Source organism: Pseudomonas sp. CFSAN084952 (assembly GCF_009648855.1).
Lineage (GTDB): Bacteria > Pseudomonadota > Gammaproteobacteria > Pseudomonadales > Pseudomonadaceae > Aquipseudomonas > Aquipseudomonas paracarnis.
The window spans coordinates 3,752,704-3,766,581 of record NZ_CP045767.1; the positions used below are offsets into that span (position 1 = coordinate 3,752,704).

General features: G+C 60.4%; 15 protein-coding genes. 6 read left to right on the forward strand and 9 right to left on the reverse strand.

The genetic code is table 11. The features are described 5' to 3' along the window. Window positions 1-6 precede the first annotated feature (6 nt). Window positions 7-900 (reverse strand): LysR family transcriptional regulator, encoded by an 894-nt coding sequence (locus GH769_RS16980; RefSeq protein WP_014719406.1) that lies wholly within the window; start codon window positions 898-900, stop codon window positions 7-9. A gap of 186 nt (window positions 901-1,086) precedes the next feature. On the opposite strand from GH769_RS16980, the gene speB reads away from it, so the two are divergent. Next, window positions 1,087-2,037: an agmatinase gene (speB, locus tag GH769_RS16985; RefSeq protein WP_014719407.1), complete on the forward strand. Its 951-nt coding sequence runs from the start codon at window positions 1,087-1,089 to the stop codon at window positions 2,035-2,037. A gap of 162 nt (window positions 2,038-2,199) precedes the next feature. Continuing rightward, window positions 2,200-3,582, forward strand: coding sequence for a sodium:solute symporter (locus GH769_RS16990; RefSeq protein ID WP_014719408.1), 1,383 nt, complete (start codon window positions 2,200-2,202; stop codon window positions 3,580-3,582). A 177-nt stretch (window positions 3,583-3,759) separates the two neighbouring features. Here GH769_RS16990 and GH769_RS29155 read toward each other — a convergent pair whose 3' ends face one another. After that, window positions 3,760-3,882, reverse strand: a complete 123-nt coding sequence (locus GH769_RS29155; protein ID WP_003193089.1) for a PA1414 family protein — start codon at window positions 3,880-3,882, stop codon at window positions 3,760-3,762. Between the two features lie 142 nt (window positions 3,883-4,024). After that, on the reverse strand, window positions 4,025-4,918 hold the full coding sequence (locus GH769_RS16995; protein WP_032903115.1) for a LysR family transcriptional regulator: 894 nt from the start codon (window positions 4,916-4,918) through the stop codon (window positions 4,025-4,027). 104 nt (window positions 4,919-5,022) lie between these two features. Here GH769_RS16995 and GH769_RS17000 point away from each other — a divergent pair, with 104 nt between their 5' ends. Beyond that, window positions 5,023-6,201 (forward strand): MFS transporter, encoded by a 1,179-nt coding sequence (locus GH769_RS17000; RefSeq protein ID WP_014719410.1) that lies wholly within the window; start codon window positions 5,023-5,025, stop codon window positions 6,199-6,201. Here GH769_RS17000 and GH769_RS17005 read toward each other — a convergent pair. Both GH769_RS17005 and GH769_RS17010 read right to left on the reverse strand, forming a co-directional pair. Beyond that, window positions 6,145-6,543: a DUF2177 family protein gene (locus GH769_RS17005; RefSeq protein WP_081036829.1), complete on the reverse strand. Its 399-nt coding sequence runs from the start codon at window positions 6,541-6,543 to the stop codon at window positions 6,145-6,147. The two genes, GH769_RS17000 and GH769_RS17005, sit on opposite strands and share 57 nt — an antisense overlap. A 159-nt stretch (window positions 6,544-6,702) precedes the next feature. Next, complete coding sequence (locus GH769_RS17010) at window positions 6,703-7,539, reverse strand: S1 RNA-binding domain-containing protein (protein WP_019820451.1); 837 nt, start codon at window positions 7,537-7,539, stop codon at window positions 6,703-6,705. A gap of 323 nt (window positions 7,540-7,862) precedes the next feature. Between GH769_RS17010 and GH769_RS17015 the strand changes: the two genes are divergently transcribed. The 3 genes from GH769_RS17015 to GH769_RS17025 all read left to right on the forward strand — a co-directional run bounded on the left by GH769_RS17015 (window position 7,863) and on the right by GH769_RS17025 (window position 9,910). After that, entirely contained in the window at window positions 7,863-8,042 is a 180-nt protein-coding gene (locus tag GH769_RS17015; RefSeq protein WP_003193095.1) for a hypothetical protein, read from the forward strand. Between the two features lie 212 nt (window positions 8,043-8,254). Next, entirely contained in the window at window positions 8,255-8,977 is a 723-nt protein-coding gene (locus GH769_RS17020; protein WP_019820453.1) for a TorF family putative porin, read from the forward strand. Window positions 8,978-9,043: 66 nt separating this feature from the next. After that, on the forward strand, window positions 9,044-9,910 hold the full coding sequence (locus GH769_RS17025; protein WP_014719413.1) for a DUF6279 family lipoprotein: 867 nt from the start codon (window positions 9,044-9,046) through the stop codon (window positions 9,908-9,910). Here GH769_RS17025 and copD read toward each other — a convergent pair. Genes copD through GH769_RS17045 form a run of 4 tightly spaced genes read right to left on the reverse strand, consistent with a single transcriptional unit; the run spans window position 9,907 to window position 13,774 of the window. Continuing rightward, a complete protein-coding gene (gene copD, locus GH769_RS17030; protein ID WP_003193101.1) occupies window positions 9,907-10,788 on the reverse strand; it encodes a copper homeostasis membrane protein CopD in 882 nt (293 codons plus the stop codon). The two genes, GH769_RS17025 and copD, sit on opposite strands and share 4 nt — an antisense overlap. Beyond that, entirely contained in the window at window positions 10,785-11,171 is a 387-nt protein-coding gene (gene copC / locus GH769_RS17035; RefSeq protein WP_003193103.1) for a copper homeostasis periplasmic binding protein CopC, read from the reverse strand. The genes copD and copC overlap by 4 nt, the downstream gene beginning before the upstream one ends. Window positions 11,172-11,220: 49 nt before the next feature. After that, window positions 11,221-12,048 carry a copper resistance protein B gene (locus GH769_RS17040; protein WP_014719414.1) on the reverse strand — a complete coding sequence of 276 codons (828 nt, stop codon included), beginning with the start codon at window positions 12,046-12,048 and terminating at the stop codon, window positions 11,221-11,223. A gap of 10 nt (window positions 12,049-12,058) precedes the next feature. Further along, window positions 12,059-13,774, reverse strand: coding sequence for a copper resistance system multicopper oxidase (locus GH769_RS17045; protein WP_032903112.1), 1,716 nt, complete (start codon window positions 13,772-13,774; stop codon window positions 12,059-12,061). Window positions 13,775-13,878 lie beyond the last annotated feature (104 nt).

Here is a 13,878-nt window from a genome sequence, read left to right on the forward strand (position 1 = left end):
GTGTGTTCAGGCCTGGTTGAGCTGGGTCTTGAGCAAATCGCGGAAGGTCTGGATCAGGGGCTCGCGGCTGCGGCCACGGCGCATGATCAGCGAAAACGGCGCCTGGTAGCCGAAGGTGGCCGGCAGCAAAACGCGCAGGTCGCCCTTGTCAGCCCAGGCCTGGGCGTAGTGTTCGGGCAGGTAGCCAATATAAGCGCCCGACAGCACCAGAATCAGTTGCGCCTCCATACTTTCCACCGTGGCAGCGCTGTGCTTGAAGCCGTGGCGCGCCAGCTCGGCCTGGCTCCAGTAACCTCGCCCGACCATGCGTTGCTGGGTGATCACTTGTTCCGGGATGCGCCGCTCGTTGAACAATGGGTGCCGGTTGCTGCAATACAACCAGTGCTGTTCGCGGTACAGCGGCATGTAGACCAGCCCGCTCATGCGGTTGGAGAACGCACCGATGGCCAGGTCCAGGCGATTGTCCTGGACCCCCAGTTGCAATTCGTAGGGGCTCATCACCGACAGGTGTAAATGCACCGCCGGGTGCTCCAGGCTGTAGGCGCCAATCACTTCGGCGAACGGCAAGGCCTTGTCGCTGACGGTGGAGTCGAGCACCCCGAGCTTGAGGGTGCCGCGCAATTCGCCTTTCAACGCAGCGGCGTATTGCTCGAAACCTTCGAGTTCGCCCAACAGGCGCAGGGTTTCCTGATGAAACAGCTCGCCCTTGCTGGTCAGGCTGAAGCCGCCACGGCCACGATGGCACAGCACCAGGCCCAAGGCTGACTCGAGTTGGCTCATGTAGGTGCTGATGGCCGACGTCGACAGGTTGAGCTCGTGCTGGGCGTTGGCAAACCCTTGGTGGCGCACGACGCTGACGAAGATGCGCAGGAGTTTCAGGTCGGGCAAGGCGTTGGCCATGGGGGCTCCAGGGGGGGCACACTAAATTGTGGGAGCTGGCTTGCCTGCTCCCACATTTGAATGGAGTTTACCCCAGGCTTTAGTTTAGAAAAATCTGAACTAAGTATTTGCCTCTGCCGATTCTTCCTAAGCCAGGCTTTTCGCAGAATCGGCCATCAACAAACAAAACAACGATGAGGCAATCCCGTGGACAAGATTTTCCACCAACCACTGGGCGGCAACGAAATGCCGCGCTTCGCCGGCATCGCCACCATGATGCGTCTTCCCCACCTGCAAACCGCCAAGGGCCTGGACGCCGCCTTCGTCGGAGTGCCTCTGGATATCGGCACCTCGCTGCGCGCCGGTACGCGCTTCGGCCCACGGGAAATCCGTGCCGAGTCGGTGATGATCCGCCCCTATAACATGGCCACCGGCGCTGCCCCCTTCGACTCATTGTCGGTGGCCGATATCGGCGACGTGGCGATCAATACCTTTAACCTGCTCGACGCGGTGCGCATCATCGAAGAAGCCTACGACGAGATCCTCGAGCACAATGTCATCCCCCTGACCCTGGGTGGCGACCACACCATCACCCTGCCGATCCTGCGGGCGATCCACAAAAAACATGGCAAGGTCGGGCTGGTGCACATCGATGCCCACGCCGACGTCAACGACCATATGTTCGGCGAGAAAATTGCCCACGGCACCACCTTCCGCCGCGCCGTGGAAGAGGGCTTGCTCGATTGCGACCGCGTGGTGCAGATCGGCCTGCGCGCCCAGGGGTATACCGCCGAAGACTTCAACTGGAGCCGCAAGCAAGGCTTCCGTGTGGTCCAGGCCGAAGAATGCTGGCATCACTCCCTCGCGCCGCTGATGGCCGAAGTGCGGGAAAAAGTCGGCGGCGGCCCGGTGTATCTGAGCTTTGACATCGACGGCATCGACCCCGCCTGGGCGCCCGGCACCGGCACCCCTGAAATCGGCGGGCTGACCACCATCCAGGCCATCGAAATCATCCGTGGCTGCCAGGGCCTCGATCTGATTGGTTGCGACCTGGTAGAAGTTTCGCCGCCTTACGACACCACAGGCAATACCTCGTTGCTGGGCGCCAACTTGCTGTACGAGATGCTCTGCGTACTGCCTGGCGTCGCGCATCGCTGATAAGGCGAATGCGCTGAGAACAATAAAAACCGCGTCTTCACACTCACAACCAAGGGGATCGCACAGATCCCCGACAACGATGTACCTGACTTTCGCTCGCGTGTTTACCGAGCCAGCTGCCGCCTGATCGCCCATAAAAAATATAATCGGAGAACCGCCGTCATGGCTTTGGATTTATTCGTCGTACTCATCTACGCCGCCGGCATGCTGGTGCTCGGCTACTACGGCATGCGTCGCGCCAAAACCCACGAAGACTACCTGGTCGCCGGCCGTAACCTCGGCCCGTCACTGTACATGGGCACCATGGCCGCTACGGTGCTGGGCGGTGCCTCCACCGTCGGTACCGTGCGCCTGGGGTATGTGCATGGTATTTCGGGTTTCTGGCTGTGCGCCGCGCTCGGCGCGGGCATCATTGCCCTGAACCTGTTCCTGGCCAAGCCGCTGTTGAAGCTGAAAATCTTCACCGTCACCCAGGTCCTGGAAAAACGCTACAACCCCATGGCCCGCCAGGCCAGCGCGGTGATCATGCTGGCCTACGCGCTGATGATCGGCGTGACCTCGATCCTGGCCATTGGCACCGTGCTGCAAGTGCTGTTTGACCTGCCGTTCTGGATGTCGGTACTGGTGGGCGGCGGCGTGGTGGTGGTGTATTCGACCATCGGTGGCATGTGGTCGCTGACCCTCACTGATATTGTGCAATTCGTGATCAAGACCGTCGGCCTGATGTTCATCCTGTTGCCGATCTGCCTGTACCGCGTCGGTGGCTGGGATGAACTGGTGGCCAAACTGCCGGCGTCGAACTTCAGCTTCACCGCTATCGGCTGGGACACGATCATCACCTACTTCATGATCTACTTCTTTGGCATCCTGATCGGCCAGGATATCTGGCAACGGGTCTTCACCGCCCGTGACGAAAAGGTCGCCCAGTACGCAGGCACTTTCGCCGGCTTCTATTGCATCCTGTACGGCCTGGCCTGTGCGCTGATCGGCATGGCTGCCCATGTGCTGATCCCGGACCTGGACAACGTCAACAATGCCTTCGCCGCGATCGTCAAAGCTTCGCTGCCGGACGGCATTCGCGGCCTGGTCATCGCCGCCGCGCTGGCCGCCATGATGTCCACCGCCAGCGCCGGCCTGCTCGCCGCCTCCACTGTGTTGACCGAAGACCTGCTGCCCCGCCTGCGCGGCGGCAAGGCGTCGAGCCTGCGCATCAACCGGCTGTTCACCCTGTTGACCGGCATTGCCGTGCTGGGTATCGCATTGGTGGTGAACGATGTGATCAGCGCCCTGACCCTGGCCTATAACCTGTTGGTGGGCGGTATGTTGGTACCCTTGATCGGCGCGATCTTCTGGAAGCGCGCGACCACCTCGGGCGCAATCACGTCCATGAGCCTGGGCTTTGTGACCGCGCTGGTGTTTATGTTCAAGGATGGGCTGGATGCAAACACGCCGATCTACTACAGCCTGGCAGTGGCGCTGGTGAGCTTTGTACTGGTGAGTTTGCTGTCGCGTCGGCCGGCCAAGGTGGCGGCTGCGGTGGTTTGAGCTATAACAGGGACGAGGATATTTTCTTCAGCGGGCGCGACGTCGGAGGTCGCGCCCGTTTTTTTCGCCTAGTGCAATACAACTGTGGGAGCGGGCTTGCTCGCGAAAGCGGTGTGTCATTCAACCTTTCCGTTGGCTGATACACCGCTTTCGCGAGCAAGCCCGCTCCCACATTCTTTAGCGGCGACGGGGCCGACGTTGCTCGTCATCCGTGCGAATCGGCACCGGTTGCAGCGGAGGCTCGATCAAGCCCAACGCAACGCCAAGGTCGTGGAGCCAGTTTTGGATTTTCTCTTTCATGATTGCCCCCTTTGAGGGTAGTGCTGGCCGGCGTGAGTTCTGTCGCCGTTTCCTACAGTGATAGTAGCCCTAAGTCCTAGGTAATGCTTGAAGGAAACCACAACGAACTATTACTGAATTGATCCGAATCCTGACGGATCGTTCAAGCAATCGCGCGAGTGTCTTGCACGCACAGTGGGTTGCCGTCTTGCTGCAGGTCGATCCATGCATTGAGGTTAGCGCCGAGCATACCCTTTCGCCACATCAGCCAGGTGGTCGCAGTGGCAAAAGGCCCGGTCAGCGGATGAACGGACACGCTGTCCTTGCCGGGAAGGCTTGCGAGCATGGATTCAGACATCAACGCCACGCCGGAACCTGCGATCACGCAAGCGAGCATGCCTTGGTAGGACTCGATCTCGATCGCCCGCCCCATCGCCACTCGCTCATGGGAAAACCAGGTTTCCAGGCGCGTGCGGTAGGCGCAACTGCGCCGGAACGTGAACACCGCACGGCCCGCCACATCCTGAGGGCCACGCACCGGCGGATGATCGGCCTCGCAAATCAGCACCAGGCGCTCTTCGCACAGCGGTACGCCATCCAGGGTGGTGATGGTCAGCGGGCCGTCGACGAAGGCTGCGTCCAAGCGCCCGGTAATCAGCCCTTCCAGCAACTCCCCACTGGGTGCCGACTGCACCTGAAGGTTCACCATGGGGTAAGTCTTGTGATAGCGCGCCAGCAGCTTCGGCAAATGAACTGCGGCGGTGCTGTACATGCTGCCCAATACGAAATCACCGGCCGGTTGCCCGCCTTGTACGGCGCCGTGTGCTTCATCATGCAGCGCCAGCAGGCGAGTGCTGTAGTCCAGCAGTACCTTGCCCGCCGGAGAAAGCTGCAAACGCTGGCGCTCGCGCACGAATAGGTCGACACCCAATTGCTCTTCCATTTGTTTAAGCCGGGTCGACAGGTTGGACGGCACGCGGTGCAGGCGCTCGGCGGCACGGGTAATGGAGCCCTCTTCCGCCACAGCCTGGAAAATGCGCAATTGACTGAACTCCATTACTTTCTCCAAAACTGAACAAGTTACTCACTATTATTCAATTTTACAGAAAGTCAATCCGTCTTAGCCTGCAAGGCATTCGCTTCTTTGCAGGAAACCTGAACATGTCCCCGCTGATTCGTTTACTCGCCAGCTCCGTCGCCCTGATGATGGCCATGGGCATTGGCCGCTTCGCCCTGACTCCGCAAATGCCGCATTTGCTCAGTGAAGGCCAGATCGACCTGACCGGCGCCGGCCTGCTCGCTGCCGCCAATTACCTCGGTTATTTCGTCGGCGCGGTGGACTCGATCTTTGCCCGTAGCCATCAGCATGTGCGCGGGCGCCTCTACGGCGGGTTGTGGCTGTGCGTATTGCTGACCCTGGCGTCCTACTGGGCTAACGGGTTCTGGCCGCACTTGTTGCTGCGCTTTGGCACCGGGGTCGCCAGTGCCTGGGCCCTGGTGATGATTACCAGCCTGAGCCAGCCACTGGCGACTGCCGCCGGCCGCCCGCGCCTGGGTGCGTTGGTGTTTGCCGGGCCGGGGTTGGGGATTGTGCTGACGGGGCTGCTGGCGTTGGTTTCCAACCTATTAGGGCAAAGCTCTGCCACGCTGTGGTTGCTCTACGGGACGGTAGCGCTGGTGATGCTGCTGGCGATCCTGCCGTTTTTACCCAAGCCGGCCGTCACTGTTACCCAGGTCTCCAGCGCGGGGAGCAACGGCAGCATCGCGCACCTGTGCTGGATTTATTTCCTGTACGGCCTGGGCTACATCATCCCCGCGACTTTTCTGTCGCAGATGGCCAGCGCTCAATTCAACGGGGCCTGGCAGGCCGATCTGTTCTGGCCCTGCTTTGGCCTGGCGGCCGCGCTGGGAGTGGGGGTGGCCAGCCTGCGCCGCAAGCACCCGAACACCACCCGTCGCTGGCTGATGGCGACTTTATGGCTGCAAGCGGCCGGGGTATTTGCCTGCCTGCTGGGCAATGGCTGGGGCTTGGCGCTGGGCGTGTTGCTGTGCGGTGCGCCATTTTTGGCCTGCATGCAGTTGGTGATGGCGCGATTAAGGGAGGTCGCACCCCATGGCTACCAACGCAGCACGGGGCTGCTGACCGCCAGCTTCGCCGTCGGCCAATTGAGCGGGCCACTATTGGCGTCGGTCAGCAGCCACCTCAGTGGCGGCCTGCAACCGGCGTTGGTCGCTGCCGGTACCGGGTTGTTATTAGCCGGTTCAGTACTGATCAACCGCCCTCTACCGCCGCAGCCGATTTGCACACAAGTGGCCAGCGGTGCAGCAAATGGCGGTTAGGCACGTGCCCCACGCCATGTCCATCAGCGCCAACCCGGCGGACCAGCCTTGAAGCGTGGCCCAGTTGCTCAGGTCATAGGTGCCATAGGCCACCAAGCCAAGCAAGGCGCCCAAACGCGCAGCGCGCTGCCAACTGGCGCTGGGCAAGATCACCAACACCACGCAACCGAGGACATACAGGAGATAGAACAATATCGCAGGCAACAGGCGTGGCTGATCAAGCATCAGCGTGCCGAGCAGGGATTTATAGGTGGAGCCCATGAGCACGCCAAGCCAGAGGCCGTCGAGGACCAGGAAGGCGAGCAAGGTGCCGAGGTAGGCATACAACGACTTTCTGGACATGAGCAAGCCCTACTGTGAAGGCAAGCTTGTTGTGGCGAGCAAGCTTGCTTGCGTTGGGGTGCGAAGCGCCCCCAAAAAAGCTTGCGACTGCTACGCAGTCGAGCGGGAGCAAGCTCCCTCGCCACAACAAGCTCGCTCCTACAGGAGAGCGAAGCGTACTCAGCTTAGTTCAATGCGGTCCGCATGAATCACGATCTGCCCTTGCTTGTAGAGCGCACCAATGGCCTTCTTGAAGTTGCCCTTGCTCACGCCGAACAAGTTGCTGATCACCGCCGGGTCGCTTTTGTCGCTGACCGGCAGGGTGCCGTTGTTGTCACGCAACTTGGCGAGGATCTTCGAGTTCAGGCTGGAGGCCGCTTCCTGGCCCACCGGTTGCAGGCTCAGGCTGATGTTGCCATCGGCGCGGATCTCTTTGATGAAACCCTTCTCTTCCTTGCCCGGACGCAGGAACTTGAACACTTCGTTCTTGTGGATCAGGCCCCAGTGCTTGTTGTTGATGATCGCCTTGAAGCCCATGTCGGTGGCTTCGGCCACCAGCAGGTCGACTTCCTGGCCCACCTGGTAGTTGGCTGGCGTCTTGTCCAGGTAACGGTCAAGGCGAGCGGTGGCGGTGATGCGCTTGGTGTGCTTGTCGAGGTAGACGTGCACCACGCAATACTCACCTGCGGTCAGCTGGCGTTTTTCTTCCGAATACGGCAGCAGCAGATCCTTGGGCAAACCCCAATCAAGGAATACGCCAATGCTGTTGACTTCCACAACTTTCAAACTGGCGAATTCACCGACTTGAACTTTGGGTTTTTCGGTGGTGGCGATAAGTTTGTCATCGCTGTCCAGATAAATGAAAACGTTGAGCCAGTCTTCATCTTCACTGGGAATATCTTTAGGGATATACCGATTAGGCAAGAGGATTTCCCCATCTTGCGCACCATCGAGGTACAAACCAAAGTTAGTGTGCTTGACCACTTGCAAGCTGTTGTAGCGCCCGACTAAAGCCATTTCCAATACCCTCATTGCGTGGGCGGCATTCTACCCGAGTTGGGCCCTGCACGCGCGCGCGCCTGAAAAATCGCGGGCTGGCATGGCGTTCCAATGGCAGCGCCCCACTCGTCTGATCGTTCGGTTCACTTTGAGCAGGCCATCAGCGGGCCACCCGGCCTGTGGTTTCCAGCTAAAACAGTAAGTTAGCGCTTTATTTCGGCGTTGAACTTCGGCTATTTCCAGCGCTGGATATTAATCCTGAGGGATATTTGCCAAGCAATTGTCAAGTATTTCCTGTACGATGCCTGGCCAAGTTAATTTTCTACAGGTTAGTGGCCGCCATGCGTGTAAAAGCATCCAACAGCAAAGCAAAGCCAGCTCCCGCCGTTGAAACCAGCGAATCGATCAATAGCCAGATTGCTGCGTTCCTCAAGTCCGGCGGCGAAATCCAGCAAATTGCCAAGGGCGTGAGCGGCCAGACTTTCGGCCCGTCCAAGCAGATCAGCCTGGGCAAGAAGTAATAGTCATACCCTCGCACTGCATCTGGTCCCTAAGCGTCTTGCCTTCAAGGCGCTAGGACTAGAGTTGCAACCCCCTGCTCACACCTTCAATACGCAGCTAATCGACGAACGGGCCTCAACGCCAGGCATTCGCCGGTATCCTTGCACACGTCTAGCACGGGCATCCGCCTGAATCTTTCCGTTACTGCTCCTCGCTTTTCATGGAGTGAAGCATGCTTAAACGCTGTATTTTCGTGGTCAGCCTCCTGGTCGCCAGCCCTTTGGCCCAAGCGCATATCTTCCAGCGTGAACTGGGTGACTTCGACCTGAAATTAGGCACCACCCCCAGCCGCACCATGGCCCAGGGCCTGGTCAAGCCGACCGCCCCTGGCAGCGACTCGTTCCACGGTGGCCTGGACCTTACCCACGACAGCGGCCTGTATTTCGGCCAGTTTTCCCCAAACATGGGCCTGTCGTCGGCCAATAACCTTGAAGTCGACTCCTACATGGGCTTCAAGCGTCCGTTCGACCAGACCCTGGGCTACGAAGTCGGCTTGATCCACTACAGCTACCCCAAGGTCAGCCCCCTCGACAGCCAGGAGTTCTACGGCGGGCTGAACCTGTTGGGCAACCGCTTTGGCGTGTCCTTCAGCAACGACCCCGACCGCCAGGACAGTACCCTGTTTGCCGACCTGGGCGGTACCCAGCCTTTCGGCATCGGCGTCAGCATGAAGTACACCACCCATCAACTGGGCACACCGGTCTCGGTAGAGAACGGCGCCATCAGCAGTTTCAGCGATTGGTCGGTGCAGTTTTCCCGGGCCTGGAAAGGCATTGACCTGGACCTGATCTACAGCGGCTCCAGCCTCAGCGGCAGTGACTGCTCGGCCTACTCCGGACACAACTCGCAATGTGATGGGCTGTTGACCTTGAAGGCCGCGCGGTCGTTTTATTGATGGGCTGAACTGTCGCACCCCGCGCAGGTTCACATGCATTAACGCCCTCCATGCAAGGACCTGCCCATGTTGCGCCGGCTCAAACTCCTGATGGTACTGCTGACTCTGAGCCTGGTGCTCGCCGGCTGCAATCGCGTGGGCCTGGCCTACCGTAACCTCGACGTGATCATCCCCTGGACCCTCAACGACTACCTGGACATGAATGCCGGGCAAAAGAGCTGGTTCAACGACACCCTCAAGGAACACCTGGCCTGGCACTGCACCACGCAATTGCCTGGCTACCTGGACTGGCTCGACCGCCTGCAGCAGATGGTCGACAGTAACCAGGTCACCGACGCCGCATTGCAAACCCGTACTGTCGAAGCCAAACAGGCAATTGCCGAGATTGCTCGGGAAATCACGCCCTCAGCTGTGCAATTGCTGCAAGGCCTGGACGATCAGCAGGTCAAAGACATGAGCGATGCTCTGGCCAAGGACCTGCGCAAGCGCCAGGACGAATACCTCAAGCCACCACTGGCTCAACAAATCAAGGAACGCGCCGAGCGTATGAGCAAGCGCCTGGACGCCTGGATCGGCCCGTTGAGCCCAGGCCAGCAAAACCGCGTCACGGCCTGGTCGGCCGAGTTGGGCGCGCAAAACCAAGCGTGGATCGGCAACCGCGCCCATTGGCAGGCGCAATTTATCGAGGCGCTGCAACAACGCCACAATGCCGATTTCCCGCAGAAAATCCAGCAACTGCTGGTGGATCGCGAAAGCCTGTGGACCCCGCAATACCGCGCCGCCTACGCACAGACCGAAGCCGCCGCGCGCGGCTTGCTCGTGGACGTGATGGCCCAAAGCTCCCCAGCGCAGCGCGTGAAACTCACCCAGAAAATCGACAAGGTCCGCAGCGACTTCCAGACGCTTAAATGCCTGAAAAGCGCACAGTCTTAGTCAGGCGCCAAGGTGCCCAGCCAGGCCACCAGGCCAAGGATGAGCACCACAGCGCCAAACTCCAGGGCCATGCTGCGCCGTAACGCACGGATCGCCACGTTATAATCGCCCGCCGCGATAGATTGTTGCAGAAGCGGCGTCAGGTGAAAGCGATTGAGCGCCGCCAAGGCCAGCATCACGCCGAACAACCCCAGCTTCAGGCATAGCAGCACCGCGTAGACTCCGCCGTTGATGCCCCCCAGATTCGGCCCGACAACAAACAGATAATTGGCAACGCCAGTGCCGATCAGCACCAAGACAAATCCCGCGCCAATGCGCTCAAAGCCTGCCAATGCGCTGGCCAGAACCTGCACTCGATCATCCTGTGGCAACGGCGCAGGCATCAACAACAAACCGAATGCCGCCAACGCCCCCACCCAACCCGCCGCTGCCAACAGGTGTGCACTGTCGCTGACGATATGCCACACACCTTGCACGCCTTCGTGCATTACGCCGTGCCCTGTCCACACCAGGGTGGCCAACGCCACGCCAGCCGACAGCGTGGCCAGCGCCAGATGAGTGCTCAGTGCCGCCAGGACCAGCGCCGCGATACGCACCCACCACGTCAGCCCCAAGTCGGTCTGCCACAGCATCATCTGCACATGCGGCCATAGCGCCTGCCAATCAGTGGCGCCGCTCATGGATTGGGTCATGACCAATAGCGACGCCACCGAAAACGCCAGCCCCAAGCCGCCCGTCAATCCCATCCATGCCCTTAGATTGAGCCATCTACGTTGCTCAGCGTGCAGACCATAAAGGCCGAACAGTCCCAATCCAAATAGCATCATCAGGTCGAGATAGAGCGCGAAGCGCAATGCGATGGAGATCAGCTCACTCATGGCTGCACGCTGAACACCACATTACCGGTGATCGGATGTGTATCGGACGACACGGCACGCCAATCCACCCGATAGCTGCCGGTGGTAAGTGCGGAGACCGGCTTGATCAACATCACCTTGGGGTCGCTGCTCGCCGACACGCTGGCCTTCACCGGCATCGGCGAATTGGGCATGCCCGGCATGTCGGTCATGATCAACTTGGCCCCGGAAAACTGGGTCAGCAGGTTTTCTGAGAAATGCAATTCAATCACTGCGGGAGCGGCGCCCTGTGCGCCTGCCGCCGGAATGGATGACAGCAGCTTGGGGTGGGCCGAAGCGGGCAGGCTAAGACTTAAACCTACCCACAGCGCAGCACCCAGCAGCGTGGTTTTCAACATAGACATGCAAGACTCCAGGCCGCGCCAGGCGGCGAATAATAAAAAGGGAAACCCGTCAGAACCACAAGCGCACGCCGACGACCCAGCGCAGTTGATTGATGTCTTCGTCTTCGTCCCGTGCGTATTGCGCGGTCTGGCCATAAGTGCGGTTCCAGCTGAGACCGACATATGGCGCAAACTCGCGGCGAACTTCGTAGCGCAAGCGCAGGCCCAGTTCACTTTCCGCCAAGCCCGAACCAACGCCGCGTTGCGGATCGTTCTGCGCATAGAAGTTGAGTTCGGCGGTCGGCTGCAGGATCAGGCGATTGGTGAGCAGAATGTCGTAGTCACCCTCAAGGCGTGCGGCGGTATGCCCCGATTCGCCGACAAACAACGTGGCTTCGGCCTCGAAGTTGTAGAGCGCCATGCCTTGTAGGCCAAAGGCCGCCCAGCTCTGGCTGGCACCGGGCTTGAAGTCCTGGCGCACGCCGCCGACCACATCCCACCACGGGCTGATTGCGTGCCCCCATAACGCTTGGGCTTCGGCACTTTCAGTGCGGCCGGCGCTGCGTTCGCCTTCACTGCGTAGCCACAACCGGTCGATGTCACCGCCGACCCAACCCTTGATGTCCCAAGTCTGCGCGTTGCCGTCGCCGCCCTGCCATTCCAACTGGTTGACCAGTAGCATGGAGTTGACGCCGCTGTCGTGCACCTGATGCCCTCCCGGCGCGTTGTAGACCGCTGCACGGTCTGCGTCGGTCAGCGCCGGAATCGGCGTACGGCTTTGCGCCAGCGCTGGCGTCGCCGGGCTCATGCCCTGAAGTTCATCCTCGGCCGCCAACGCCCATGGGGCGAACCCCAGCGTGGCGAAAGCGATGCAAAGGGACGAGACGCAACGGTTCATGCTCGCTTCCTTATTCATGCACGCGCACCTCGCGGAACATGCCCATTTCCATGTGGTACAGCAGGTGGCAGTGATAGGCCCAGCGCCCCAAGGCATCGGCGGTGACGCGGTAACTGCGACGGGAGCCCGGTGGCATGTCGATGGTGTGTTTGCGCACCAGGAACTGGCCGTTTTCGTCCTCCAGGTCGCTCCATAAGCCATGCAGGTGAATCGGGTGGGCCATCATGGTGTCGTTGACCAGCACCACCCGCACGCGCTCGCCATAAGTCAGTTGCAAGGGCTCGGCATCGGAAAACTTCACGCCACTGAACGACCAGGCGAACTTTTCCATATGCCCGGTGAGATGCAATTCGACGGTGCGGGAGGGGTCGCGGCCATCGGGGTCTTCGAAGGTACTGCGCAGGTCGGCATAGGTGAGCACCCGGCGGCCATTGTGGCGCAGGCCGATTCCAGGGTCGTCCAGCTTGGGCACCGGGTTCATCGCCTGCATGTCTACCAGCGCGTTGTTCTGCTCGCTGGCGGGGTGTTTCTGCATGGCCATCGCGCCCATGGCACTGTGATCCATGCCTTCCATGCCCGGCATATCGGCCATGGCACCGTGGTCCATGCCGCCCATGCCCATGTCCTCCATGGTCAGCCACGGGCGCGGATCAAGCAGTGGAACTGAGGCGGTCGCTCCCATCTGCCGGGCGAGGGTGCCACGGGCATAGCCTGTGCGGTCCATGGACTGAGCAAACAGGGTGTAAGCCTCTGCCACAGGCTCGACCAGCACGTCGTAGGTTTCCGCCACGGCGATACGGAACTCGTCGACACTTACCGGCTTTACCGGCTGACCATCCGCGGCGATGACGGTCATTTTCAACCCTGGAATGCGCACATCAAAATAGGTCATCGCCGAGCCATTGATAAAACGCAGGCGAATCGTTTCCCCCGCCTTGAACACTCCGGTCCAGTTCTGTCCAGGCGGCTGGCCGTTGAGCAAGTAGGTGTAGGTCTCGCCGCTGACGTCCGCAAGGTCGGTGGGGTTCATCTTCATTTGCGCCCACATCAGCCGGTCGGCAGCCGTGGCCGACCAGCCCTGCTTGCCCACATCCCGGATAAAATCGCCCAGGGTGGGTTTGTGCAGGTTGTAGTAATCGGACTGCTTCTTGAGGGTTTTCATCAGGGCGACGGGGTCTTCGTCGGTCCAGTCCGACAGCATCACCACGTAATCGCGCTGGTAGCTATAAGGCTCGGGTTCCTTGGGATCGATAACCAGCGGACCGTACACGCCCTGCTGCTCCTGAAGCCCGGAATGGCTGTGGTACCAGTAGGTGCCGTACTGCTTGACCTTGAACTGGTAAACGTAAAGGCCGCCCGGTTCGATGCCCTTGAAGCTCAGGCCGGGCACGCCGTCCATGGTCGATGGCAACAGGATGCCGTGCCAGTGGATCGAAGTGGGCTCGCCAAGGCGGTTTTTCACGCGCAGGGTCACGGTGTCGCCCTCCCGCCAGCGTAACAGCGGGCCGGGCAGGCTGCCGTTGACGGTCAACGCGGTGCGCGGTTGGCCTGTCAGGTTGACCGGGGTCTGGTCAATAAACAGGTCAAACTCGCTGCCGGCGAGCACCGTGGGCTGGCCGGGGCTGATCAGTGCCCACACAGGGGGGCGCCAAAGCCCGAGCCCGCCCAACAGGCCGCCTGCGGCCAGGCCTTTGACGAATGTGCGTCTGGAGGTTGTGGAGTGCATGCCGATTCAAGTCCGTGAGTTGAATGGCAGCAGATTAGGAGTCGCCGGCTGTCAGCAACCTTAGCGGCAGATTACCGATTCGACAGGTTCACCCGGCACCCTCA